The 24888-nt window shown below is 60.1% G+C and carries 27 protein-coding genes; 19 read left to right on the top strand and 8 right to left on the bottom strand.

The window, feature by feature from the left end:
* Positions 1 to 70: 70 nt before the first annotated feature.
* Together DTW90_RS00800 and DTW90_RS00795 are read right to left on the bottom strand one after the other, a co-directional pair.
* Positions 71 to 1282 (bottom strand): alpha/beta hydrolase, encoded by a 1212-nt coding sequence (locus DTW90_RS00800; RefSeq protein ID WP_149336024.1) that lies wholly within the window; start codon positions 1280 to 1282, stop codon positions 71 to 73.
* Between the two features lie 120 nt (positions 1283 to 1402).
* Positions 1403 to 2122, bottom strand: coding sequence for an aspartate/glutamate racemase family protein (locus tag DTW90_RS00795; protein WP_149336023.1), 720 nt, complete (start codon positions 2120 to 2122; stop codon positions 1403 to 1405).
* A 151-nt stretch (positions 2123 to 2273) separates the two neighbouring features.
* On the opposite strand from DTW90_RS00795, the gene DTW90_RS00790 reads away from it, so the two are divergent.
* The 5 genes from DTW90_RS00790 to DTW90_RS00770 all read left to right on the top strand — a co-directional run bounded on the left by DTW90_RS00790 (position 2274) and on the right by DTW90_RS00770 (position 5584).
* Complete coding sequence (locus tag DTW90_RS00790; protein WP_149336022.1) at positions 2274 to 2738, top strand: Lrp/AsnC family transcriptional regulator; 465 nt, start codon at positions 2274 to 2276, stop codon at positions 2736 to 2738.
* A 319-nt stretch (positions 2739 to 3057) separates the two neighbouring features.
* Positions 3058 to 3267: a cold-shock protein gene (locus DTW90_RS00785; RefSeq protein ID WP_132524302.1), complete on the top strand. Its 210-nt coding sequence runs from the start codon at positions 3058 to 3060 to the stop codon at positions 3265 to 3267.
* 129 nt (positions 3268 to 3396) lie between these two features.
* Positions 3397 to 3621: a hypothetical protein gene (locus DTW90_RS00780; RefSeq protein WP_149336021.1), complete on the top strand. Its 225-nt coding sequence runs from the start codon at positions 3397 to 3399 to the stop codon at positions 3619 to 3621.
* Between the two features lie 32 nt (positions 3622 to 3653).
* Positions 3654 to 4034 carry a DUF6481 family protein gene (locus DTW90_RS00775; RefSeq protein WP_149336020.1) on the top strand — a complete coding sequence of 127 codons (381 nt, stop codon included), beginning with the start codon at positions 3654 to 3656 and terminating at the stop codon, positions 4032 to 4034.
* 287 nt (positions 4035 to 4321) lie between these two features.
* Positions 4322 to 5584, top strand: a complete 1263-nt coding sequence (locus DTW90_RS00770; RefSeq protein ID WP_149336019.1) for an NAD(P)/FAD-dependent oxidoreductase — start codon at positions 4322 to 4324, stop codon at positions 5582 to 5584.
* 50 nt (positions 5585 to 5634) lie between these two features.
* Here DTW90_RS00770 and DTW90_RS00765 read toward each other — a convergent pair whose 3' ends face one another.
* Together DTW90_RS00765 and DTW90_RS00760 are read right to left on the bottom strand one after the other, a co-directional pair.
* Entirely contained in the window at positions 5635 to 6681 is a 1047-nt protein-coding gene (locus DTW90_RS00765; RefSeq protein ID WP_149336018.1) for an NAD(P)-dependent alcohol dehydrogenase, read from the bottom strand.
* Positions 6682 to 6837: 156 nt separating this feature from the next.
* Positions 6838 to 7887, bottom strand: coding sequence for an NAD(P)-dependent alcohol dehydrogenase (locus DTW90_RS00760; protein ID WP_149336017.1), 1050 nt, complete (start codon positions 7885 to 7887; stop codon positions 6838 to 6840).
* Between the two features lie 191 nt (positions 7888 to 8078).
* Between DTW90_RS00760 and DTW90_RS00755 the strand changes: the two genes are divergently transcribed.
* The 3 genes from DTW90_RS00755 (at position 8079) to ilvC (ending at position 10808) form a co-directional block, all read left to right on the top strand.
* Complete coding sequence (locus DTW90_RS00755; protein WP_132524308.1) at positions 8079 to 8987, top strand: AraC family transcriptional regulator; 909 nt, start codon at positions 8079 to 8081, stop codon at positions 8985 to 8987.
* 109 nt (positions 8988 to 9096) lie between these two features.
* Entirely contained in the window at positions 9097 to 9747 is a 651-nt protein-coding gene (locus DTW90_RS00750) for a TetR/AcrR family transcriptional regulator (protein ID WP_132524309.1), read from the top strand.
* A 41-nt stretch (positions 9748 to 9788) separates the two neighbouring features.
* Entirely contained in the window at positions 9789 to 10808 is a 1020-nt protein-coding gene (gene ilvC / locus DTW90_RS00745; protein ID WP_132524310.1) for a ketol-acid reductoisomerase, read from the top strand.
* Positions 10809 to 10917: 109 nt separating this feature from the next.
* Here ilvC and DTW90_RS00740 read toward each other — a convergent pair whose 3' ends face one another.
* Complete coding sequence (locus DTW90_RS00740) at positions 10918 to 11490, bottom strand: TetR/AcrR family transcriptional regulator (protein ID WP_149336016.1); 573 nt, start codon at positions 11488 to 11490, stop codon at positions 10918 to 10920.
* 170 nt (positions 11491 to 11660) lie between these two features.
* Between DTW90_RS00740 and DTW90_RS00735 the strand changes: the two genes are divergently transcribed.
* Positions 11661 to 12224, top strand: coding sequence for a DUF308 domain-containing protein (locus tag DTW90_RS00735; protein WP_149336015.1), 564 nt, complete (start codon positions 11661 to 11663; stop codon positions 12222 to 12224).
* Between the two features lie 133 nt (positions 12225 to 12357).
* Here the strand turns inward: DTW90_RS00735 and DTW90_RS00730 are convergent, their stop codons facing one another.
* Positions 12358 to 12615, bottom strand: a complete 258-nt coding sequence (locus DTW90_RS00730; RefSeq protein ID WP_132524313.1) for a GlsB/YeaQ/YmgE family stress response membrane protein — start codon at positions 12613 to 12615, stop codon at positions 12358 to 12360.
* A 153-nt stretch (positions 12616 to 12768) separates the two neighbouring features.
* Between DTW90_RS00730 and DTW90_RS00725 the strand changes: the two genes are divergently transcribed.
* The 5 genes from DTW90_RS00725 (at position 12769) to DTW90_RS00705 (ending at position 17161) form a co-directional block, all read left to right on the top strand.
* A complete protein-coding gene (locus DTW90_RS00725) occupies positions 12769 to 13239 on the top strand; it encodes a YidB family protein (RefSeq protein ID WP_149336983.1) in 471 nt (156 codons plus the stop codon).
* Positions 13240 to 13484: 245 nt separating this feature from the next.
* Positions 13485 to 13841: a YciI family protein gene (locus DTW90_RS00720; RefSeq protein ID WP_132524314.1), complete on the top strand. Its 357-nt coding sequence runs from the start codon at positions 13485 to 13487 to the stop codon at positions 13839 to 13841.
* An 18-nt stretch (positions 13842 to 13859) separates the two neighbouring features.
* Positions 13860 to 15101: a DUF6596 domain-containing protein gene (locus DTW90_RS00715; protein WP_149336981.1), complete on the top strand. Its 1242-nt coding sequence runs from the start codon at positions 13860 to 13862 to the stop codon at positions 15099 to 15101.
* 200 nt (positions 15102 to 15301) lie between these two features.
* Positions 15302 to 16525 carry a PLP-dependent aminotransferase family protein gene (locus tag DTW90_RS00710; RefSeq protein WP_132524315.1) on the top strand — a complete coding sequence of 408 codons (1224 nt, stop codon included), beginning with the start codon at positions 15302 to 15304 and terminating at the stop codon, positions 16523 to 16525.
* Between the two features lie 189 nt (positions 16526 to 16714).
* Entirely contained in the window at positions 16715 to 17161 is a 447-nt protein-coding gene (locus DTW90_RS00705; RefSeq protein WP_165927871.1) for a GNAT family N-acetyltransferase, read from the top strand.
* A 44-nt stretch (positions 17162 to 17205) separates the two neighbouring features.
* Here the strand turns inward: DTW90_RS00705 and DTW90_RS00700 are convergent, their stop codons facing one another.
* Positions 17206 to 17586, bottom strand: a complete 381-nt coding sequence (locus tag DTW90_RS00700; RefSeq protein WP_132524317.1) for a cupin domain-containing protein — start codon at positions 17584 to 17586, stop codon at positions 17206 to 17208.
* Positions 17587 to 17881: 295 nt separating this feature from the next.
* Positions 17882 to 18940, bottom strand: a complete 1059-nt coding sequence (locus DTW90_RS00695; RefSeq protein ID WP_149336014.1) for an aldo/keto reductase — start codon at positions 18938 to 18940, stop codon at positions 17882 to 17884.
* Between the two features lie 185 nt (positions 18941 to 19125).
* On the opposite strand from DTW90_RS00695, the gene DTW90_RS00690 reads away from it, so the two are divergent.
* From DTW90_RS00690 to DTW90_RS00670, 5 genes are all read left to right on the top strand, one after another.
* Complete coding sequence (locus DTW90_RS00690) at positions 19126 to 20109, top strand: ABC transporter substrate-binding protein (protein WP_149336013.1); 984 nt, start codon at positions 19126 to 19128, stop codon at positions 20107 to 20109.
* 17 nt (positions 20110 to 20126) lie between these two features.
* Entirely contained in the window at positions 20127 to 21821 is a 1695-nt protein-coding gene (locus DTW90_RS00685) for an iron ABC transporter permease (RefSeq protein WP_149336012.1), read from the top strand.
* Complete coding sequence (locus DTW90_RS00680; RefSeq protein ID WP_149336011.1) at positions 21809 to 22840, top strand: ABC transporter ATP-binding protein; 1032 nt, start codon at positions 21809 to 21811, stop codon at positions 22838 to 22840. Before DTW90_RS00685 ends, DTW90_RS00680 begins: the two co-directional genes overlap by 13 nt.
* 177 nt (positions 22841 to 23017) lie before the next feature.
* The gene (locus DTW90_RS00675) at positions 23018 to 24130 is read left to right on the top strand and encodes an endonuclease/exonuclease/phosphatase family protein (protein WP_149336010.1); all 1113 of its coding nucleotides are present in this window, start codon (positions 23018 to 23020) and stop codon (positions 24128 to 24130) included.
* Positions 24127 to 24867: an NUDIX hydrolase gene (locus DTW90_RS00670; RefSeq protein WP_149336009.1), complete on the top strand. Its 741-nt coding sequence runs from the start codon at positions 24127 to 24129 to the stop codon at positions 24865 to 24867. Before DTW90_RS00675 ends, DTW90_RS00670 begins: the two co-directional genes overlap by 4 nt.
* The last annotated feature ends 21 nt before the right edge of the window (positions 24868 to 24888 follow it).

The raw sequence follows: 24888 nt of genomic DNA, 5'->3' as shown, positions 1-24888 counted from the left end.
GTCGTTGCGCGTTCCTGCTATCGTGTTCAGCAATTCCCAACCTGTAAAGCCGGCGTCAGGCGCGCAAATTCTACTGCGTCAGCAACTTGGACTGAGGATCGTTCTGCAAGCTATCGCCGACGTCGGTTGCCTTTTTCTGGGTGATCGGGTGTTCGACGGCGTTCAGGGGGGCCGCAATCGTGGTGGCCGTCACGGCGCCAACGGTCCGGGCCGTTCCGCCGATGACCGCGGCCACGCCTTCGCCGAGCGAGATGTTGGAATCCGTCAGCTTTTGTCCGACCATCAGCCGCTGGCCGATCAGCTGGACGATCTCGGGGCTCTCGGCGAACTTGCCATGGTTCAGCCTGTCGCCGGTCCTGACCTTGGTGAGGTCGATCGCGGTGATGCCGGCTTCCTCAAGCTTCGTGCGGTAAGGCTCTTCGGCGGGATTGATGCCGCCGAGACGCGCGACGCGACCGGTGATGAAGCTAGATGCCGCGAGCGCCTTGTCGTCCTGGGACACGAAGATCGTGAATTTCGGCCGCGGCGTTCCCATCTCGACATACTGCTTGGCAAAGACCTGGATGTCGATGTCAGGAGAGGCGAGGATGACGTCGCGGATCTTCGAATTCACATGGCCGTCGCGGATGCCCATCTGCCGCAACGCTTCCATCGCCAGCCACGTCCCCATCGAATGGGCCAGAATGGTGATGTCCTTGACATCCTTGTCCTCCGAGAGGACGCGCAGCGCCTGCTCAAGCGCGCTACGGGAATAATTGGTGCTTTCCTTGTCATATTCATAGGCAAAGAGGCTGGCGCGCGACGGCCAGGTGAAGAGGACAGGCGTCGCGTGCATGCCTGAATCGTGGACGATCTGTGCGAGGCGGAAGACCGAATCCTCGTACTTGTTGTTGAAGCCATGGATGAAGACCAGCGCGTGGCCGCCCTCCAAGTGCTGCCTGAACCAGGCGCGGCCTTCGGCACGCGTATCGAGCTGCTTGACGCGGGTGACGGCGAAATCGGTTGCCGGATTGGGCGGAAGGCGCCTGGGCCACTGGACGGTGCCGGCCTCGCGCTTCGGCGGGATCGAAACCTCGATATCCGTCAGAAAGGGCTTCGGACTGCGCTCGCCGTTGAAGAGCGTCGCCGGATTACCGCTGGGCTGCCGGTTGGTCGCAACCAGCATCTCGACCTGCGACGTCTTCGGTGTGGTCGCCGTCAGCGCGACGGGCGTCATCACGCCGCTTGGATGACCGCATCCGGACAGGACGAACAAGGCGGCTAGAACGATCTTCTTCGGCATAGGCGCTCCGAGCGGTCGTGGTCGGCACAACCTAGAGGACGAGGCCGAAGATACAAGTGCGTTACGGCAACACCTGTAAACTCTCTTCTTCTAATGTAGTAGCTCGTTCCGGTGCTGCGACTATGCGGCGTTGGTTGCTCTCATGGGTTCGTCCTCAAGGGCAAAGGCAACAGCCGCCTGCGCGTGGATCGTTGTCGTGTCAAAGCCGGGCAGGGGCAGCGCTTTCGGATCCAGGATCAGGCAGATCTCCGTGCAACCGAGGATAACGCTGTCGGCGCCTACCGCCTTGGCGCGTTCGATAATCGCCATCAGCTTTTCGCGCGAACTGTCGAGGATAGTGCCGGCGCAGAGTTCGTTGAAGATGATGTCATGAACGATGGTGCGATCATCGGACTGCGGCACAATGACGGAAATGCCGTGACGGTCCATGCGCTCGGTATAGAAGCCGTGCTCCATCGTATAGCGGGTCGCAAGCAGCAGCGGACGGGTCTTGCCTGAAGCCTTCAAGGCGGCGGCAGTCTCGTCGATGATATTGATGACCGGCACGGAGATGTGGGAAGCCACGTCATCGGCGATCAGGTGCATGGTGTTGGTGCAGATCAATACGCAATCGGCGCCGCCGATCTGCAGGCGAATGGCAGCATCGCCCAATCGCGCGGCGGCGTCGCTCCAGCGTCCGGCCTTCTGCAGCGCGACAATATCGGCGAAGTTGACCGAATGCATCAGCAGTTCAGCGGAGGCGAGCCCTCCCAGGCGCTCGCGGACCATCTCGTTGACGAGCCGATAGTAGACCGCCGAACTTTCGAAGCTCATGCCGCCGATAAAGCCGATTGTGCGCATTCCGGTATTTCTCCTCCTTGGACTTGAGTGACCGTATCATGTCGCAATTCACTTGCGCAGTGTTTGCATTTTTTGTGTATGCTTATGAGAAATGCGCAAAATTTTGCGCTGTCTTTTATTTGTACGCAAATTCTCGGCGCGAGGTGATGCAATGCTTGATGATCGCGATCGCAAGATTCTCGACTTTTTGCAGAACGATGCGGGCATTTCGGTGACCGACCTTGCAGATCGGGTCGCCCTTTCCGTTTCAGCCTGTTCCCGGCGCATCCAGCGGCTGGAAGAGAGCGGCCATATCGCGCGGCGGATCGTGGTGCTCGACCGTGAGAGAATGGGCGTGCCGACGACGGTCTATGCGCTGATCAAGACGGCGCACCATTCCGATGACTGGATCGAAGGCTTTCGGCGGGCGATCAGCGACATTCCCGAAATCGTCGAAGCGCATCGGTTGACGGGCAATTACGACTATATCCTGAAAATCGTGCTGCCGCGGGTCGAGCAATATGACGTTATCTACAAGACGATCGTGCGGCGGGTGGAATTGTTCGATGTCGCCGCCTCCATCTCGATGGAGGAACTTAAGAGCGGGATTGCCATTCCCGTCAGCTATGCGAGTTGAGCTTCGGAATATCGGAGCAACAGCCGCCAAGATGGGCAGGGGTGAAAGACGATGTCTACATGCGGTGCCCCGGTTCTTTTTCGATTGTGAAATGCCCGGATACAACCGATTAACGAATCCATATTTTTGTCGTAACTTTTGGTTGACTTTGAGGTGAGGCGAGACTATATGTACGGTATCGAGTTTTGCTTGCTGAGCTTTGGTTACCGCGCGACTAGCACCGCGCCTTGAACGAACCTTCCCTTTCAAAAATCGCTATCTCCATCTGCGGCGCTTTTGTGTCGCGGGTTTCTTCAATATTGCTATGAAAGGGTTCATCATGACCACTGGCACAGTTAAATGGTTCAATTCCACCAAGGGCTTCGGCTTTATTCAGCCCGATAACGGCGGCGAAGACGCCTTCGTTCATATTTCTGCCGTCGAGCGCGCTGGTATGCGTGAAATCGTCGAAGGTCAGAAAATCGGCTACGAGCTTGAGCGCGATCAGAAGTCGGGCAAGATGTCCGCCTGCAAGCTTCAGGCCGCTTAATTGATATCTGCTTTCCTTTGACCACGGATGTACTGGCACTGCTGAGAGCACGATATCGACCAAGGTCAGGCTGAAACCGCCTGACCTTTTTTATTGCCGCCGTTTGGCGGTCTATCTGTCAGGATAAACATGACACAAACACAAAGCAGATCTCGCCAGCAGGCCGAGGTAGCCTTTGCCGAAGCGCAATCGGAGTTCTTCGCGCGGGGCCGCGCGGTCGACGAACTCGATTCGATCGCGCAGGCCCGCGAGGAAAAGACGTTGCGGTTGCGGACCCTCCGCCTTGCCAAGGAAGAGGAAGCGCAGAAGCGGGCCACCGTTGCCCTGATTTCCAAACGCAAACCAAAGATTTGACCATCTGGTCGACTTCCAGCAAAGCGAATGATTTGAAAAACTCTAGAAGCAACGATCTTTCGGACCGCCTTGGCGCATCTGCCCAGGCAAAAGCTGCACTTCTCCAAGCCCATCGTTCTGCCAAAGAAGCCGCGGAGCCAACGCGTATGGAAAGGCAGGCGGAGCGGCTTGCAGTCGCCGCCGCCAGAGACGAGCGACGCGCAGACCGAGAGCGGCAGAAAATAGCCGAGCGGACACGTCTCGAGGCAGAAGCAGAAGAGCATCAGACCGCCATAAATGCGGCTGCCAAGGCCGAAATTGACGCACGCAAGGCGGCCGAGGAAGGCCGTATCTCCCGGGTGATCGAAGACGAGGCTGCCCGAAAGGCCGAACGTGATCGGCGTTATGCCAATCGGAAGGCCAGACAAGCCTGACTTCCGTTCGAGCACAGACGCGGCTGGCAACAAATTCGATAGAAACCCGAATGTTGTCTCTCAGATTCCGGTGAAGTCGATTATTCTTATCTGATCCAGAATGACTGTTGTCGGCGCAATCCTGCCTCCGCCGCCTTCCGGTCGATGCTATGTTAGCCAGGTTCAGAATTTAAAAATCGGAGACCGAGACCGCCATCAAGCTTGCAGAGTAGCCATGCGCAAATACAGGTTGATTGCTGTGGCAGCCTGCTTACCTTGTTTGCGGGGGGACAACACGAGGAATTTCCATGCAGGAACATCATGTTGTCGTAGTCGGTGGCGGTTTTGCCGGATTGCAGCTTGTTAACGATCTGAAGGGGGCTCCGGTACGAATCACTCTCGTCGATCGTCGCAACCATCATCTGTTTCAGCCGCTGCTCTATCAGGTCGCCACGACCTTGCTTTCAACCTCGGAAATCGCCTGGCCGATCAGGAGCCTGTACGGCGACCGCCCCGAGGTGACAACGTTGCTCGCCGAGGTCGTCGGTGTCGATCGCGAGGCGCGCACGATCAAACTCAAGAACGGTCAGACCATCTCCTACGACACGCTGGTGCTGGCGACCGGCGCGACGCATGCCTATTTCGGCCATGACGAATGGGAGCCCGTCGCGCCAGGACTGAAGACACTCGAGGATGCGACCACGATCCGCCGCCGCGTGCTGATCGCCTTCGAGCAGGCGGAGCTGGAAACCGACCCCGCCGTTCGCGACGCTCTGTTGACCTTTGTGATCGTGGGTGCCGGTCCGACGGGTGTCGAGCTCGCAGGCATCATCGCAGAACTGGCGCACGTCACCCTGCCGAAGGAATTCCGCAGGATCGATACCAGGAAGGCGAAGATTATCCTTGTCGAAGCCGGTCCGCGGGTTCTGCCGAGCTTCGTCGAAGACCTGTCGGCCTATGCGCAGCGGACGTTAGAGACGCTTGGCGTGGAGGTCCGCCTCGGTCATGCCGTCACCAACTGCATTGCGGAAGGCGTGACAATGGGCGAGAGCTTCGTGCCGTCGAGGACGATCGTCTGGGCAGCGGGCGTGCAGGCCTCGCCTGCCGCACATTGGCTCGGCGTTCCCGCCGACCGCGCCGGCCGCGTCATCGTCGATGCGGAGTTGAGGCCCCCCCGTGCTGACAATATCTTCGTGACAGGAGATACGGCACTCGTCATGTGGGAAGGTGACAAGCCGGTTCCGGGGATTGCGCCCGCGGCCAAGCAGCAGGGTGCCTATGTCGCCAAGGTCATACGTGCCCGCCTTGCGGGGCAGGCCGAGCCCGGCGCCTTCCGCTATCATCATCAGGGGAGCCTTGCGACGATCGGCAAAAGCTCGGCGATCATCGATTTCGGCTGGATCAAGCTCAGGGGCTGGATCGCCTGGTGGATATGGGGCATCGCCCATATCTACTTCCTCATCGGCACGCGTTCGCGCTTTGCGGTCGCGTGGAGCTGGCTGTGGATCTATCTCAGCCGCCAGCACAGCGCGCGGCTGATCACGCAGAAGGAAACGATGCGCGAGAATTAAAAAAGGGCGGCTCGCAAGGGCCGCCCTTTCCGCATTCGATATAGTGACGATCAAGCTGCCAGCGAGGCGATGTCGATGACGAAGCGGTAGCGGACGTCGCTCTTCAGGACACGCTCATAGGCTTCGTTGATCTCCTGCATGTTGATCTTCTCGATCTCGGCAACGATGTTGTGCTTGCTGCAGAAGTCGAGCATTTCCTGGGTTTCCTTGATCGAGCCGATGCCTGAGCCGGTCAGGGCCTTGCGGCCGCCGATGACGGAGAAGGCGTGGACCGGCACCGGATGTTCGGGAACGCCGACCAGGACCATCGTGCCGTCGATCTTCAACATGCTCAGATAGGCGTTCCAGTCGATGACAGTGCCGACCGTGCAGATGATCAGGTCGAAAGTGCCCGCGAGCTTCTTGAAGGTTTCGGCATCGCTGGTGGCGTAGTACTCCTTGGCGCCGAGCTTCAGACCGTCTTCCTTCTTCGACAGCGACTGGGAAAGCACGGTGATGTCGGCACCCATGGCAGCGCCGATCTTGACGCCCATATGGCCGAGGCCGCCCATGCCGACGATGGCGACCTTCTTGCCGGGACCGGCTTTCCAGTGAGCGAGCGGCGAGTAGAGCGTGATGCCGGCGCAGAGAAGCGGAGCACCGGCGTCGAGCGGGATGTTGTCGGGGAAGGAGAGGACATAGCCTTCCTTGACGACGATCGAGTCGGAATAGCCGCCATAGGTCGGCGTTACGCCGTCAGCCTCGAAATCGTTATAGGTCTGGATGCAGCCCGGCAGGTACTGCTCGATGTCGACATTGCGCTCCGGCATGCCGACGCAGGAATTAACAAAGCAGCCGACGCCGACATGGTCGCCAACTTTGAACTTGGTGACCTTGGAGCCGATGGCGGAAACCACGCCGGCGACTTCATGGCCCGGCACCATCGGATATTTGGAATTGCCCCATTCGTTGCGGGCCTGGTGAATGTCCGAATGGCAGAGGCCGCAATATTTGACCGAGATGACGACGTCGTCATCGTTCGGTTCGCGGCGCTCGAAGGTGAAGGGCGTCAACGGCTTGGATGCGTCCGTCGCAGCATAGCCTTTTGCAATAGCCATCTGAATCTTCCTTTGAGTTGGGGGATTGGACAGATGGAGTATGCACGAGACGGAGTGGAGACGTTAGCGCGATCCTCCTAGCTTCTTGTCCGATCCTGCAAAAATGCAGAAAGGCGGCCCTAGGGCCGCCTTCCATTGTCGTTTCTGCCGATTTTCTCAGGCTGCCAGCGAGGCAATGTCGATGACGAAGCGGTAGCGCACGTCGCTCTTCAGAACGCGCTCGTAAGCTTCGTTGACGTCCTGGATGTTGATCTTCTCGATCTCGGAGACGATGTTGTGCTTGCCGCAGAAATCCAGCATTTCCTGGGTTTCCTTGATCGAGCCGATCATCGAGCCGGAGATGCTCTTGCGGCCCGGGATCAGCGAGAAGGCGTGGACCGGGATCGGATGTTCCGGTGCGCCGACGATGACCATCGAGCCGTTGACCTTGAGGAGGCCGAGATAGGCGTTCCAGTCGATAGCAACGCCGGCCGTGCAGATGATCAGGTCAAAGGTGCCTGCAAGCTTCTTGAAGGTCTCTTCATCGCTCGTTGCATAATATTCCTTGGCACCGAGCTTCAGTCCGTCTTCCTTCTTCGACAACGTCTGGGAGAGGACCGTGATGTCAGCGCCCATGGCTGCGCCGATCTTGACGCCCATGTGGCCGAGGCCACCCATGCCGACGATGGCGACCTTCTTGCCGGGGCCGGCCTTCCAGTAGTGCAGCGGCGAATAGAGCGTGATGCCGGCGCAGAGCAGGGGAGCAGCGGCATCGAGCGGCAGATTGTCCGGGATCGACAGGACATAACCTTCCTTGACGACGATATGGTCGGAATAGCCGCCCTGGGTGCGCGTCTTGCCGTCGATTTCGAACTCGTTATAGGTGCCGACAAGACCGGGCATATATTGCTCATTGTCGACGTCGCGGGTGGCGCAGCCGACGCAGCTGTCGACGAAGCAGCCAACGCCGACGCGGTCGCCGACCTTGAATTTCGTGACCTTGGAGCCGACGGCGGTCACAATGCCGGCGATTTCATGGCCGGGGACGATCGGGTAGACGGCGTTGTGCCACTCGTTGCGAACGGTATGGATGTCGGAATGGCAGATGCCGGCAAACTTGATGTCGATGACGACGTCGTCTTCCTTCGGGTCGCGGCGCTCGAAGGTGAACGGGGTCAGCGGCTTCGAGGCGTCAGTTGCGGCATAGCCTTTTGCGATGGTTGGCATGCGTAGTTTCCTTCTTGGCAGGAGGGTGGAAGGGACGGCGGACTATATGCCCCGACTTGCCGAACATGTGGTATAGCGATCCTGCAAGCTTCTTGTACGATCCTGCAAATCTCCTTGCGCGGACCTCTCATTCGCGTGATGATGACCCCAAGTTTACATCGCCTAACATCAAGAAAACAAATGGTAATGTTATGACGTTACATATCGGTCCATTCGATGAAATGATATCGCTCGTTGCCCGTTTCGCCGAGAGGGACGGGGATTCCGCCACCGCGATCGAGAACCTGCACGTCTTCAAGGGCAGCTGCCCGACGCGCCTTCAACATATGGCCTACAAGCCTGGATTTTCGCTGATCCTGCAGGGCAGCAAGCGGCTGATGGTCGGCTCCGATGTTCATATGTATGGCGCCGGCGAGTATGTTCTGACCTCCCTCGACCTGCCTGTGGCGTCGCATGTAACCGAAGCGACGCCAGATATTCCCTATCTCTGCTTCACCCTTTTCATCGACAGCGAGAAGCTGAACGAACTGCTGCCTCGGACCAGCATTACGCGCCTGGCCACCCCGGCGGATGACACCCGTGGCCTTGTGGTCAACATTGCCCCGCCGGACCTTCTCGATGCATCGACCCGACTTTTGCGCCTGCTGGACAAGCCGGAGGATATTCCGGTCATGGCGCCGTTGATAGAGCGGGAGATATCCTACCGGCTGCTGACCGGTCCCGATGGTCCACGCCTTCTCAACATGATGCTGTCCGAAAGCCAGAGCCACAAGGTCCTGCGCGCCGTCTCATGGCTGCGCACGAACTTTGTCCAGTCGCTGCGCATCGAAGAGCTGGCCGAGCATGTGAGCATGAGCGTTTCGTCGCTGCACCATCACTTCAAGGCGGTGACGGCGATGACCCCGATGCAGTATCAGAAACAGCTCCGCCTGCACGAGGCGCGCCGGCTGCTGCTGACCGAACGTCTTGATGTCGGGACTGCCGGCTATCGCGTCGGATACCAGAGCCCGTCGCAGTTCAGCCGCGAATACAGCCGGCTCTACGGCCTGCCGCCGCTGAAGGATATTGAAGCCATGCGCGGACAGATCGCCGCCGAATAGCTCTCCTTTTGATGCGCCGCAGCATCGAATTCTGCTTGACGCAGAATATCGACTGAGCGATAACGCGCCACGAACCGTACCGTACGGTACGTATTTGGGAGTGGCGATCGTGCCAAGTGATGCAGGACAGGTAGGCGAATTTTCGCCTCGACAGAACGCGGTTCTGGAGCAGGCATTGCGCCTGCTCGTCGACGGCGGCGAGAAGGCGCTGACGACATCAGGCGTGGCGCGCGCGGCCAATTGCTCAAAGGAAAGCCTCTACAAGTGGTTCGGCGATCGCGACGGGCTGCTGTCGGCGATGATCGCCTATCAGGCGAGCAAGGTCAGGACCTTCGAGCGCAATGGCGAGCGGCTGACCGTCACCAGCCTTCACGATCACCTTGCGATTTTTGCACGTGACCTGCTCGAGGTGCTGGCCGGCGATGTTTCACTCGCCTTGAACCGGCTGGCGATCGGTCAGTCGCATCGCGACGGCTCCAAGCTCGGCAAGCTTCTTCTGGAACGCGGCCGCAGGCAGATCGATCGGCGGGCGATGGCGCTGATCGATGCCGGAAAGCGGGCAGGGCTCTTGCGTTTTACGAATGCCGACGAGGCCTATCACACGCTCTACGGCCTCGTGGTTTCGGATCTGCATGTGCGCATGCTGCTGGGCGAACCAGGTCTAAAAGATACCGCAATGCAGGCGGAGAGAGCGGTGAGCGCTTTTCTCCGGCTCTATGGCTCCGAAAAGGTTTTGGCGGAAGCGACCGCGACCGTCTGATCATCTGAACTAAACAGACAAGCGAAGGGAAGGAACTTCAAATGCGCGTCTATTACGATCGTGATGCCGATCTCAACCTCATCAAGGCAAAGAAAGTCGCCATCATCGGCTATGGTTCGCAGGGCCGCGCCCATGCGTTGAACCTCAAGGATAGCGGCGCACAGAACGTTGCTATCGCGCTGAAGGCCGGTTCTGCCACCGCCAAGAAGGCTGAAGCCGACGGCTTCAAGGTCATGACCGTTGCCGAAGCTGCTGCCTGGGCCGACCTGATGATGATGGCAACCCCGGATGAACTGCAGGCCGACATCTACAAGAGCGAGATCGCCGGCAACATCCGTGACGGCGCTGCTATCGCCTTCGCACACGGCCTGAACATCCATTTCGGCCTCATCGAGCCGAAGGCTTCGGTCGACGTCGTCATGATCGCTCCGAAGGGCCCGGGCCACACGGTTCGCGGCGAATACCAGAAGGGCGGCGGCGTTCCCTGCCTCGTTGCCGTTCACCAGAACGCTTCCGGCAACGCACTTGAACTCGCTCTCTCCTACGCTTGCGGCGTCGGCGGCGGCCGTTCGGGCATCATCGAAACCAACTTCCGCGAAGAGTGCGAAACCGACCTCTTCGGCGAACAGGTCGTTCTCTGCGGCGGTCTCGTCGAGCTGATCCGCGCTGGTTTCGAGACGCTGACCGAAGCCGGCTACGCTCCGGAAATGGCCTATTTCGAATGCCTGCACGAAGTGAAGCTGATCGTCGACCTGATCTATGAAGGCGGCATCGCCAACATGAACTACTCGATCTCGAACACGGCTGAATGGGGCGAATACGTCTCCGGTCCGCGCATCATCACGGCTGAAACCAAGGCTGAAATGAAGCGCGTCCTGAAGGACATCCAGACCGGCAAGTTCACCTCGGATTGGATGCAGGAATACCGCGCCGGCGGCTCGCGCTTCAAGGGCATCCGCCGCTTGAACGACAGCCACCAGATCGAAGAAGTCGGTGCCAAGCTGCGCGGCATGATGCCCTGGATCGGTAAGAACAAGCTGGTCGACAAGGCTGTCAACTGAGCGATTTCAATCCAAGCGATTGCGGAATGGCCGGGGCGCAAGCTCCGGCCTTTTCAATTGTGAACGCGATGCGCTTTCTCGACGACGTCGACCGTCATCTTCCTCGATTTCACGCCCGTAGTCTGGCGATCTGTGGCTCGACGACCGCTGGGAAGAGTTCGGGATTGGCAAGAGCCCGCGCGGACAGCATCGCTCCATGGACCGAGGCCATCAGAATTTGCGCTTCTTCTTCCGGTGACCGGTCCAGCCGAAACTGGCCCTCCGCGACGCCGGCCTCCAACACCGAGACTAGCCATTCCGTCAGATGCCGGAAATGCGCACGCACGCCTGATGCCACATCCTCCGGCAACATCTGCATCTCCGCTGCGAGCATCGCACAGATGCAAAACGGCTCGGAGGAATCGCGGATACATGCCTGCCAATAGTTCAGATAGGCCTGCAGCTGTTCGAGGGGGCTCATTCCACTTTCGCGGAGCGAGCTCAAGCCGGCTCTAGCGCGTTGCGCATATTGCTCCACCAATACGGCGACCAATTCCGACTTCGTCGGAAAATGATGGTGTATGCTGGCCTTTCTAATGCCGATGGCATCCGAAATATCGGCATAACTGAAACCATTGTAGCCGCCAGCTCCAACGAGAAGCTGGGCGACGTCCAATATCTTCTGTGATGTCGTGGGTTCCATAAAGTGCGCCCTACCTTCTAGTAGAATTGCTGTCAAGGCCGAACGTCCATCAACTCCTTCACTAATATTTGCGCTCGCGAGCCCGGATTCTCCTCCGGAGAGTTGCTGCGATCGATTGACAGAAATTGATAATCTACCTACTAGTAGGATGACAAATCAAGGAGACTAACATGCAAGGTCAATCTTCCAATCCATCCCAATGGCTGCGATCCTATTATTTCGCCCGTGCCATATTCTCGATCGCGTGGGTCGCTGCCGCCGTGGCATTGGCCGGTCAGTCGGCTATCGCATCCGTATTGCTCGTCATCTACCCGGCATGGGATGCGGCGGCTAATCTTGTCGATGCTCGGGTGAATGGTGGTCTGAAGGCAAACCCTTCCCAGACGCTGAATGTGGGTGCCAGTACCATAGTGACGGTCATCGTTATCCTGGCTGTCATGAAGGATACTTACGCCGTTCTGGCGGTCTTTGGCGTTTGGGCCATTTTGTCGGGCATTCTGCAGCTCTACACGGGCGTCCGCCGCTGGCGTTCTTATGGAGCGCAGTGGGCGATGATCCTGAGCGGGGCGCAGTCAGCTCTGGCCGGTGGCTTCATGATCAAGCAGTCTTTCGGCATCGTCCCGCCGACGATCCTCGACGTCGCTCCCTATGCGGGTTTTGGCGCGTTCTATTTCCTGCTTTCGGCGGTCTGGTTGACGGTCGCAGCCAATCGCAAGACGAGTGCAAGAGCCTGAAAAGCGGCTCGCCCCGCTGGGCGAGATCGATGTAATTTGTCAGTACCTTATGTCCGCTCCAGGCGGACATAAGGTTTATAAGGTCGCAGGTCCCAGGGTCTTCCAGACGAGACGCCTTGGTGCTTGGCAGTTCTCAAATCGACCGCCGCCCTGCCACTGCATGGTAGAGCCACAGCACCACGACCGCTCCGATGACTGCGACTACCAGGCTATAGATATTGAAGCCGGTGACGCCGGCTGCGCCGAAGAAGCTGAAGATGAGACCGCCGACGATCGCTCCGACGATGCCGAGCACGATGTCCATCAGCATTCCCGAGCCACTCTTGTTGACGATCTTGCTGCCGATAAACCCGGCGATCAGACCAAGAATTATCCACCCGATTACAGACATTTGGCATTCCCCTCCTTGATTGCTCAGGCATTCGAGCCATTTCACTTTATGCTAAATAAAGAAACTATGAAATCACTGTTGCGGTGGTTTCATTCGGTCGTCTCACTTCTGTTCCGCCAATTGATTTTGGGGAAAATACGAGAGGAGAATGGCATGGGTATCTTTGACGACGCCGTCCCGGGCGGCAGCATCTCGAAACCGATCATGATCGCGCTCGGCGCGCTCCTCGTCGGCAAGCTCATGAGCGGCAGGGGCAATCCGGATCCTGCTGCAGACCCTCGGCAGGCGGCCCCGCAAGCCAATGACGGCGGATTGATGGGTGGTCTTGGCGGTGCCTTGGGTGGCGGCCTTGGTGGTTTGCTCGGCAAGTTGACCGCGGCGGGGCAGGGCTCTGTTGTGGATTCCTGGGTGAAGCCCGGGCCCAACCAGCCGATCGCTCCCGGCAATCTCGAAAATGCGCTCGGTTCACAAACGATCAGCGATCTGGCCCGCCAGGCCGGTGTGAGCGAACAGGAACTCCTGCGTCAACTCTCCACCGTGCTGCCGGGCGTGGTAGATAAACTGACACCGCAGGGGCAGATCCCGGATCAGGGTCGGATTGCCGCGCTGTTGCAGCAGTACTGACACTGCGATATCTAGCCTTGCGACAAGACAGGCCCTGCTGCCGGTTCGGGAGTGGGGCCTTTTTTTGACTGTTACCAACGATTTACCGTGCTGTGGCCCGCTGTCGATCCCCGGAGATTTGCGGCCCTGTTGCCGCCTACACCGCGCTTCGCTAGATTTTTTCCGACTGTTGTCGAAATCCTGCCCGCTCGGACGACATTGGTTCAGCGGCGCATCGAGGCCGCTCTCAACAGAGGAGACCTTTCATGCAATATATGATGCTTATCCACGCGAACGAAGCGGGTTTTGCCGCCCTGCCGAAGGATCAAGTCGAGCAAGCGCTCGGCGCTTACACCGCCTATACGGAAGCGCTGAGAAAGGCTGGCGCCCTGGTCGATAGCAATCGTTTGCAGCCGACCGCTGCGTCCACAACGGTGCGCGTCGCCGATGGCAAGACGCAGGTTCTCAACGGCCCCTATGCCGAGACCAGAGAGCAGCTTGGCGGTTATTATCTGATCGAAGCGCCCGATCTCGACGCGGCGATTTCCTGGGCAGCGCGCTGCCCCGGCGCTTCGCATGGCACGATGGAGATTCGGCCTGTCTGGGCGATGTATTCTGCTTAAGCGCGTGTTAAGCGCGTGATAGCGGATCACGACAATCAGGCGCATGAGGCGGCCGCGGCTGCGGCGCGCCGCAGCTATGGCCGCCTCGTCGCCTTCCTGAGCGCTCGCACGCGCGACGTCGCGGGAGCCGAGGACGCTTTGTCCGAGGCTTTCGTCGCGGCACTCGCCGATTGGCCGAAAAACGGTGTGCCGCGCAATCCGGAAGCCTGGCTGCTTGCCGCGGCGCGGCGGCGCTCGATTGATGCCGCACGGCGACGGCAAACCGCAGCTAAGGGCAGTGGCCAGGTCCAGTTTCTGGCCGAAGAGATGGCGGCGATGGCCGAGGAATCGGCATCGATTCCGGACGAGCGCCTGAGCCTGATGTTTGCCTGCGCCCATCCGGCGATCGAGGCCTCGATCCGGGCGCCACTGATCCTGCAGACCGTCCTCGGCTTCGACGCCGCGACCATCGCCTCCGCCTTTTTGGTGGCGCCGGCGACCATGGGGCAAAGGCTCGCTCGAGCCAAGGCCAAGATCAGGCTCGCGGGCATTCCGTTCCGTATGCCCGAACGCGAGGATATTGCGGAGCGTCTGGACGCGGTGCTTGCCGCGATCTACGCGGCCTTCACCGAGGGGTGGAGCGATCCGGCCGGCGCTGAAGCAAAACGGCGCAATCTCGCCGAGGAAGCCATCTGGCTCGGCCGGCTCGTTGTCGAGCTGCTGCCGAACGAGGCGGAAGCGCTCGGTCTGCTGGCGTTGATGATCTATTCCGCATCGCGGTGGCCGGCGCGCCGCGATGCTGACCGCGAATTTGTGCCGCTCGGCGAGCAGGACCCGGCGCACTGGGACGACCGCCTGATCGGGGAAGCGGAGGCTCTGCTGACCCGCGCGCACCGGCTTAACGCGGCCGGCCGCTATCAGCTGGAGGCCGCGCTGCAATCGGCGCATGTCGCGCGGCGGCTCGGCCGCGGCGTCGATTGGCCGGCCATCGTCACGCTTTATGACGCGCTCTGCAGCCTGACCGGCTCGCCCGTCGCCGCGATCAATCGCGCCGTGGCACTGGCGGAAACGCAGGGTGCCTTTATCGGTCTCGCCGCCCTTGACGCTATCGCTATGGACGAGCGGCTGGCAGAGTATCAGCCCTATTGGGCAGCGCGCGCCGATCTGCTGGCGCGAACCGGCGAGCGCATTGCGGCGCAACAAGCCTATGATCAGGCGATTGGCCTTGAGGTCGATCCGGCAGTGCGGCGGTTTTTGCAGCGGCGGCGGGCGGCAGTATGATATTGTAACGTGCCGCGCCGCTGCCTCAAACGCGCCCGAGACCGGAGTGCTGGGCACCTCTTTTCCCATCGCTCCGATAGGTCCTTTCCGTTAAAGTCCCGGCATCCTTTGTCACTTCAAATAAAATAGGTCAGCATCGTTGACTTATTGTTTATTGCGTGATTTGGTCGCCTAAAGACAAAAAATTACGAGGAAGCCCCATGTTGAATTGGGATAATATCTTTGCGACGCGTTCCACCCGTATGCGCGCCTCCGAAATCCGCGAACTGCTGAAGCTTTTGGAGCGGCCGGACATCATCTCTTTTGCCGGCGGCATTCCCGATCCCGCACTGTTTCCGGATGCGGCTTTCAAGGAAGCCTATAACGAGATCTTTTCCAGCACGGCCGTCAACGCGGCGCTGCAATATTCCGTCAGCGAAGGTTACAAGCCGCTGCGCGAATGGCTGGTTGGCGAAATGGCAAAGCTCGGCGTTCCCTGCGAGCTCGAAAACGTCTTCATCGTCTCCGGTTCGCAACAGGGCCTGGATTATCTCGGCAAGCTGTTTCTCTCGCCGAACGATACGGCGCTCGTCACCGCGCCGACCTATCTCGGCGCGCTGCAGGCTTTCAATGCCTATGAGCCGACCTATGACCAGCTGACGCCGAACGGCAACCGCACGCCGGAAGCCTATCGCGCGACTGCCGAACAGGCTGGCGGCCGCGTCAAGTTTGCCTATCTCTCGGCCGACTTTGCCAATCCGACCGGCGAGACGATCGATCTTGCCTCCCGCGAGAAGCTGATCGATCTCGCCGACGAGCTCGACATCGCCATCATCGAGGATGCCGCCTATCAGTCGCTGCGATATGACGGCGAGGGGATCCCGCCGATCCTGGCGCTCGAAATCGCCCGCAAGGGCAACATCAACGATACGCGCACGATCTACTGCGGCAGCTTCTCGAAGACGCTCGCTCCGGGCCTTCGCGTCGGCTTCATCGTCGGCAATGCGCCCGTTATCCGCAAGCTGGTGCTGATGAAGCAGGCGGCCGACCTGCATTCCTCGACCATCAACCAGATCGCCATCGAACATGTCGCGCGTCGCGGCTTCGACGAACAGGTCGCCAAGGTCCGCAAGACCTACAGCCATCGTCGCGATTGCATGCTGGCAGCACTTGCCAAGTACATGCCCGAGGGCACCAGCTGGACGAAGCCGGAGGGCGGCATGTTCGTCTGGATCACCCTGCCAAAGGGCATGGACGGCGCCAAGCTGCTTGCCCGTTCGCTGGAAACCGCAAAGGTCGCTTTCGTTCCGGGCCAGGCCTTCTTTGCCGACGGCTCCGGCCCGAACACCTTCCGTGTCAGCTTCTCCTGCGCCAACGATCAGATGATCGACGAGGGGATCTCGCGGCTGGGCAAGCTGATCGCCAGCGAGATAGCTGCGCTCTAAGGGCTGGCATAGCGAACAGCTTTCGCTTACCGCTCAAGCTGTTCGCTGCCTTGCTCCTCACGCGCCCTTTATCTGCACATTGAAGATTTTGTGCGACTAAAGCGACCGAGCCTCTTTCCGAGCGCCCGGTTGCATCGACTCAGCCCGCGTTGCATGGTCCCGCCGGTTTGGAAGGTTAAGGGAAAGACCATGAGCGGGATCAAAGTCAGGGCAGCAACCCCATTGGATGTCGACGAGCTCGCGCGGCTGATGGCCGAGCTTGGCTATCCGACAACGTCGGAGAAAATGGCCGCCCGACTTGAGCGGGTGAGCGACCGCCAGGACTACGCTACATTTGTTGCCGATGAAGACGGTGCAATTGCGGGAATGATCGGCTTGTTTGTCTCTCCAACTCTCTATCGAGACGATCTTGACGGTGTCATCTCGGCCCTTGTCGTTTCTTCGGACTTCCGAGGTAGGGGCATCGCCGGACTATTGATCGATCACGGCGAGCGCTGGCTCTATGACCGTGGCGCCCGCCTCGTGTCAGTGAAACCCAGCACCCGCCGCGAAGACGCGCACCGCCTCTATAAGCGCTGTGGATATGAACATACCGGCTTGAGATTTACGAAGGTGCTTGAAGAGGTCGACGGATAACGGTTCGCGATGCTTTCAAAGCACCTGTTTTAGATCTGAACGGCTCAGATCCAGACGTCGTTCTGAGCCGTACTCTCGCCGCCTTCTTCGCCGGTATTTAGCGTGCCACGCGGCTCGATCAGCATCATCTGGACTTCATGTGCCGCATAAGGCTTATGTCGTACACCTTTGGGAACGACATATATTTCGCCCTTGCGCAGCAGGACGGCGCCATCCTCGAAGTCAATGCGCAGCTCGCCCTCTATGATGAGAAAAGCTTCATCGGTCTCCGGGTGATCATGCCAGAGGAAATCACCCTCGATCTTCACGACCTTGAACTGATAGTCGTTCATCTCGGCGATGACGCGCTGCTGCCATTGGTCGGAGAAGAGGGAGAGCTTTTCGGCGAGATTGATCGGCTTGTAGGTTTGGGGGGCGTTCGGCATCGGGGTCACCATTTGTTTTGATGGCGAGGGGATACCGGCTGCTAACGTTGTCGTCTTGAACGATTGTGCAGGCGGTTGCCGCGAGTCCCTTCGCCCCAGCGGGGAGAAGGTGGCCCGAAGGGGCGGATGAGGGGGCGGCACGGCAGGACGAAATTTGTTTCGCGCCTTGCCGCTTAACCCGTTCTTCCGTTGTGCCGCGTGGCCCCCTCATCCGGCTGCCGCCACCTTCCCCCCGGGGGAGAAGGGGATTCGCGGCGCCGTCCCGATCCCCTGAGACGGAGGAGAAGCGGTGCCGCTATTTCTGCAAATACGGCCCCAGCAGGCTCAAATCAGCCTCTCCCAACCGGTCGCTCGCGGTGTTGCGCTGGTGCCAGTAGGGATATTGCAGCCAGGGCAGGCTGACGTCGTCGAGGCGCTTGCGTTCCTCGGCGTTGAGCTTCAGATCCGCGGAAGCGAGGTTATCCCTGAACTGCGCTTCCGTGCGCCCACCGATGATGACCGATGTCACTCCCTTGCGACCGATGAGCCAGGAAAGCGCGACCTGTGCTGCCGAGACGCCGCGGCTTTCGCCGATTTCGACCAGCGCGTCGACGATGTTCCAGAGACGGTCTTCGTCGCGGATCGGCGGCTCGGTCCAGCCGGCGAACTGGCGGGTGCCTTCCGGTGCGGCCTGGTTGCGGCGATGCTTACCGGACAGCAGGCCGCCGGCGATGGGGCTCCAGACGAGGATGCCGAGGCCCTGGTCGATGCTGACGGGGATGAGTTCGTTTTCGGCATCGCGGGTTTCCAGCGTGTAGTGGATCTGCTGGCTGACGAAGCGCTCGCGCTTGTCTTTCTCGCTGACGCCAAGTGCCTTCATGATGTGCCAGCCGGAGAAATTCGAACAGCCGATATAGCGCACCTTGCCTTGACGGACGAGCGTATCGAGTGCTTCCATCGTCTCTTCGAGGGGCGTCTGCCCGTCCCATTCGTGGATCTGGTAGAGGTCGATGACATCGGTCTTCATGCGGCGCAGGCTCGCCTCGCAGGCCTCGATCAGATGATAACGGGAGTTGCCGGCATCGTTTGGGCCGGTGCCCATCGGGAAGCGCGCCTTGGTCGCGACCATGACACCCTTCTTGCGCGGGCCGCCGATGATCTCGCCGAGGATTTCCTCCGATGCGCCCGAGGAATAGACGTCTGCCGTGTCGATGAAGTTCACGCCCGCATCGAGGCACATGTCGACGAGCTTGCGCGCTTCGGCAACGCCGACGGCGCCGACGGTCTTTGCCCAACCCACACCGCCGAAGGTCATCGTGCCCATCGTGATTGCCGATATCTTGAGGCCCGAACGGCCAAGCAAACGATATTCCATGTGTTTTCCTCCAGAAAATGGAATGTGGATTGGTCTGAAAATGGATGGTTTTAGCAAATAGAGGTCATACCGGAGCGTCAAGGGCAGAAGCCGGCTAAGACGGTGTCGTAATCCGTTAGTTGGCTGTCACATTCATGTTAATCAGCCTGTCTAAGGAACCTCTCGAACCAGATGAGGATGCCATCATGAAAACGCTAGTTTCCACCGTCGCCGGCCTGCTTGCAGCCGGCTTCCTCTCCGTGTCGGCCCAGGCTGCCGATCTCGTGCTTTACACCAGCCAGCCGAACGAGGACGCCCAGGCGACCGTCGACGGTTTCATGGCGGCCAATCCCGGCATCAAGGTCGATTGGGTGCGCGACGGCACGCCGCAGATCATCGCAAAGCTGCAGGCCGAGATGCAGGCGGGCAACCCGGTGGCCGATGTTCTCCTCATCGCCGACACTGTCACGCTGGAGCGCCTCAAGGAAGCCGGCAAGCTGATGGCCTACAAGTCGCCGGAAGCCGCAAACTACGACGCGGCGCTCTATGATGCCGACGGCTATTACTATTCCACGAAGCTGATCACGACCGGCATCGTCTACAACACGGCCGCCGCGATGAAGCCGACGAGCTGGCAGGACCTGACCAAGCCGGAGGCCAAGGGCCTCGTCATCATGCCGAGCCCGCTTGCTTCGGGTGCAGCGCTCATTCACGCACAGACCCTTGCCGGTGTCGACAGCCTCGGCGGCTGGGACTACTACAAGAACCTCGCCGCCAACGGCGCGATCGCTGCCGGTGCCAACGGCGGCGTTCTGAAGTCGGTCGCATCGGGCGAGAAGGCCTACGGCATGATCGTCGACTACCTGCCGATTCGCGCCAAGGCCAAGGGTTCGCCGGTTGAGTTCGTCTTCCCGAAGGAAGGCGTATCGGCTGTGACCGAACCGGTCGCGATCCTTGCCGGCACCAAGCATGAGGACGCTGCCAAGAAGTTCGTCGACTACGCTCTGTCCGAAAAGGGCCAGGAAGGCTTCCTGAAGCTCGGCTACATCCCGGCTCGCAACGGCATGAAGCTGCCGGACGGTTTCCCGGCGCGTGACAGCATCAAGGTTTTGCCTGTAAATGCTGCTTCCGCCCTGAAGAACACCGATCAGGACCTCAAGACCTTCACCTCCTACTTCGGATCCAAGTGATCCCAGCCGGACTCTAAATGTACGGATATATTCGAGGAGGAAACAGCCAGCCTGCCTGGCTGTTTCCTTTTGTCGTTATCGTCGTGATCATCCTGAGCGTGCTGCCACTGGCGCGGCTGGCAGAGGTCGGCATTTCGGTGCTGCTGCGCGGCGGCGCCTATGAGCTGCTCACCGATCCGGCGTTGTGGCGATCTGCCTGGTACACGGTCGAAACGTCGATCCTGGGCATGGTCATCTCGGTCTTGCTCGGCTGCCTTTTCGCTTTCCTGCTGACGCTTACCGACTTGCCCGGCCGCGGCGTGCTCAGCTTTCTCTTCGTGTTGCCGATGATGATCCCGCCGCAGGTGACGGCGCTTGCCTGGGTGCAGATGTCGGGACCCTCGAGCCCCCTCCTGAAGGCGCTGCATATCGCGCCGCCGCTCGGCTCGCCGCAGCCGCTCTATTCGATCGGCGGCATCGCGCTTCTCTATGGGGTGCAGCATGCGCCGCTGGTCTACCTAGCGCTCAGGGCCGGGCTGATGGCGCTGCCGCGCGACGGTATCGAAGCGGCAAGGTTGTCAGGTGCTGGCAGTTTCCGTGTCTTTCGCGATATCGTCTTTCCGCTATCACTGCCTGGCGTCATTGCCGGGGCGGCGATCGCCTTCGTCTCCTCGGTCGGCAATTTCGGCATTCCGGCGATCCTCGGCATTCCGGCCTCGATCTTCACGCTGTCGACGCTGATCTTCACGAAATTCGCCTCCTTCGGGCCGCGGACGTTCGGCGATGTCGGGGTGTTGTCGACGGTTATCGCCGTGATTTCGATCGCAGGCCTTGCCGTGCAGGGCAGGGCGCTGCGTGGCCGCGATTATCGCGTCATCGGCCTTTCGGGCGCTTCCGCCGCCTTCCAGCTCGATCGCTGGCGCTTTATGGCCATTCCGTTGCTCTGGGCGATCCTGTTCATCATGCTTGTCGCACCCTTCTTTGCGCTGGTCGCAGGCGCCCTGGTGCCGGCCTATGGCGTTCCGCTGACGTTGAAGACCGCATCCTGGCACGCCTTCGACGAGATCCTGTTTCACCAGACGGTGACGCGGGTGGCGTTTTCCAACTCGCTGTTCCTCGCGAGCATGACGGCCATCGGCCTGCTCGTCGTGGCGGTGCTCGCCGCCTATACGCTGACGAAACGCAGGGATCTCATGAGCCGCATCGTGGCGATGATGATCGAGATACCCTATTCGCTGCCGGGCATCATCGTCGCCGTCTGCTTCATCCTCGTCTTTGCTGCTCCGCTGCCGGTGCTCAATGTCACGCTCTACGGCACGATCTGGATCATCTTGCTTGCCTATTTCTCCGCCTATTTTGCCGTCAGCCTGAAGCCGGTCATGAGCGCTTTCCTGCAGCTCGATCCGGCATTGGAGGAAGCGGCGCGGCTTTCGGGCGCCGGCTTTTTCCGCAGGCTTGCCGATATCATCGTGCCGCTGATCGCACCGGCCGCGGGCGCCTCGGTGATCCTCGTATTCCTGATTGCCTGCAACGAGCTCACCGTGTCTGCGCTGCTCTGGGCGGCGGGTACGCAGACGCTCGGCGTGGTGATCTACAATCTCGACGATGGCGGCAGCGCCGATCTTGCATCGGCCATGTCGGTTCTGGTTGTCTGCATGGTCGTCGCGATGATGCTGCTTCTCGAGCTTCTGGCGAAGCGGCTGCCAAAGGGAGTGGTGCCTTGGCGAAACTGATCCTGAACCACCTCAGCAAGGATTTCGGCACGGGGCGCGCGGCCGTGAGTGCGCTCTCGCTGGATGTCCGCGAAGGCGGGTTCCTTGCGCTTCTCGGGCCGTCCGGCTGCGGCAAGACGACGGTGCTTAGAATGATTGCCGGCTTCGAACAGCCGACCGACGGTTCCATCCATCTCGGCGAACGGCTGCTGGCGGACGCGGAAAAGCAATTGCCGCCGGAGCGGCGCAATATGGCGATGGTGTTCCAGTCCTATGCGCTCTGGCCGCATATGAACGTTGCCGACAATGTCGGCTATCCCCTGAAGGTGCGCGGCATCTCCGGCGAGCGCTACCGCGAGAAGGTGCATGAGGCTCTGTCGACGGTGCGGCTTGCCGACTATGCGAGCCGCCGTCCGGCCGATCTCTCCGGCGGCCAGCGCCAGCGTGTGGCACTGGCTCGCTGCCTGGTGACATCGCCCGATGTGGTGCTGCTCGATGAGCCGCTCGCCAATCTCGACCGCCATCTCAAGAAGGAGATGGAGGAGACGTTTCGCGAGTTCCACCAGCGTTCCGGCGCGACCATGGTCTACGTTACGCATGACCAGAGCGAGGCGATGGCGCTTGCGACGGATGTGGCCGTCATGTCGGAGGGACGGTTGCTGCAGGTGGCCGCACCGGCGGAGATCTATGCTCGACCGGAGGGCCGTCTGGTCGGCAGCCTGATCGGGCAGGGGGCGATCCTGTCACTGCCGGGACCTGCAGATACGAAATCGCGTTCGTTCGATTGGCCGGCGCTGAGGGCGATTATGGTTGCTGATGGCGCCGCCGCGACCTCCGTCGACGTTCTCGTGCGGCCGGAAGACGTGGTTGCGGATGGTGACGGCATTGTCTGCCGGGTTGAATCGGTCCTCTACGAGGGAGAGCGCTATGCGCTTCGCCTTGTGCTGCCTGATGGCCAGACGCTGCGCGCCTATAGCCGCGATGCGGTGAGGTCAGGTGAAACATTCAGCGTCGCCATTCGTTCGGCATGGCGGCTTTGATCGGGGACGGGCGTGGATGGGGGACACAATGCGGTTGTTCCTGTTGCCTGCCTGTGCTTGATTTGGGCGCGTGCCGTAGGAGTCGCCTGCATCCCGATCCGATATCCCGCTTGCGGGAACACCTGAAAAAATGAAGAAGCCGAAATCGGCTGATCCATTCGCCAAGTGGAATGCTTTATGTCGTTGCGTCTTGCCACCTTCAACATCGAAAACCTGATGGCCCGGTTCGATTTCACCGGTTTTCGCAATCAGCTGAAGCAGGATCGCGTCCTGCAGCTTTTCAATGTACCGACCGAGGCTGTGTACCAGCAGTTGGAGCAGGCACGCGTGGTGGCCGCGACCGACGACACTCGCCAGATGACGGCGCTTGCCGTTGCCGCAGCCGATGCGGATATCATCTGCCTGCAGGAGGTGGATAATCTGGCCGCGCTACACGCCTTCGAATACGGCTATCTTTACCGCATGATGGGTAACGGCTACCGGCAAAAATACCTCGTCGAGGGCAATGACAGCCGTGGTATCGATGTTGCAGTCATGATGCGCGAGCAGACACGTGACGGACAGAACATCGAGCTCAAGGAAATCACCAGTCACGCCATGGTGACTTACGGCGATTTCGGTCTTTTTACCGACGAATTGGCAGCTCTCGGCTATCACCCCCACGACAAGATCTTCAAGCGCGATTGCCTCGAGCTCGATCTCAGGATCGGCGGCGTGCCGTTCACGCTCTATGTCGTGCATCTGAAATCGATGGGAGGCCCCCGCGAGGGTGTCGACGGGCGGCGCGCGACCATGCCGCTGCGCCGCGCCGAGACGTTTGCCGTGCGGCGGATCATCGAAGACCGTTTCGGCCGGGGCAAAACTGCCACGAAGAATTTCGCCATTTGCGGTGACATGAACGACTATCAGGAGCGCGTCGACGTCATCGGATCACGGCGCAGCGGATACCGCTTCGAATATCACAGGGAGCAGACGAGCGCGCTCGATGTCTTCAGCGATGATGGCTTTGCGGAGAATGTGCTGCGTCGCCGGGACCAGATGGAGCGTTGGACGCTTTATCATGCCCGCGGACCGCAGGAGCAGTGGCTCTGCCAGCTCGACTACATCTGGCTTTCGCCGGCAATGGCAGCAAGAAACGCCAAGGCGGTGCCCGAAATCATCCGCGCCGGGCAACCCTATCGAACCGTCTTTCCTCCCGGTCAGGAGGTCGAGCGTTATCCCCGCACCGGCTGGGACCGCCCGAAGGCTTCCGACCATTGTCCCGTTGTCATCACACTGGATTTGATATGAGCGTTTTGTTGAGTGAAGACACAACGGGCTGGCCGCCGGAAAAGATCGTATTTCCGGTCGGTCGCATTGAACTGCGCGTGATGGATGGAGATCATCCCTACCATGTCGAACATGCGGCCGCCGCCAGGGACAATTGGAACAGGGAACTGGCCGCCAACCCCGCATTTTACGACGGGCGTATGCTTTTCCAGCATCGGCTGTCGGTCAGCGAAGAGGCGATCACCGGCGAATCCTATGTCAGCCCCTTTTCCACCTTCATGTATTGGCGCGGGCAGCGAGAGCGCGCCGGCGGCTTTCACGTCTTCGCCTTCGGCATGGTCGTGTCTTCGGATGGCGCCCTGATCGCGATCCGCATGGGCCAGCACACCGCCAATCCGGGGCAGGTCTATTGCCCGGCCGGGTCGATGGATGAAAACGACATCGTCGACGGCTATTGCGATGTCGAGGGCAATATGCGCCGCGAGGTTCTGGAAGAGACGGGCCTCGATCTCCGGGATGGCGTTGCCGATCCCGGCTATTTCGCGACTCATTCCGATCGCAGCGTCACGCTTCTTCGCGTCTATCGGTTTCCACTTACGGCAGACGAGATACTGGCGCGCGTCCGGCAACACATGCTGGTGGACGAGGAGAAGGAGATCGATGGCGCTCTCGCCATCAGGTCCGCCGATCCGGCGGCGCATCACTATAGCGCGGCCATGCCGGCTATTCTTGCGTGGTTTTTCGGGGAAGCGAAGTGAGTATATCGCCTTGCGCTTAAA

It is taken from the genome of Neorhizobium sp. P12A (assembly GCF_008365395.1).
In the GTDB taxonomy this organism is placed as follows: Bacteria; Pseudomonadota; Alphaproteobacteria; order Rhizobiales; family Rhizobiaceae; genus Rhizobium.
The sequence above is the reverse complement of the archived record's forward strand: the minus strand, read 5'-3'. Positions and strand labels throughout refer to the sequence as shown.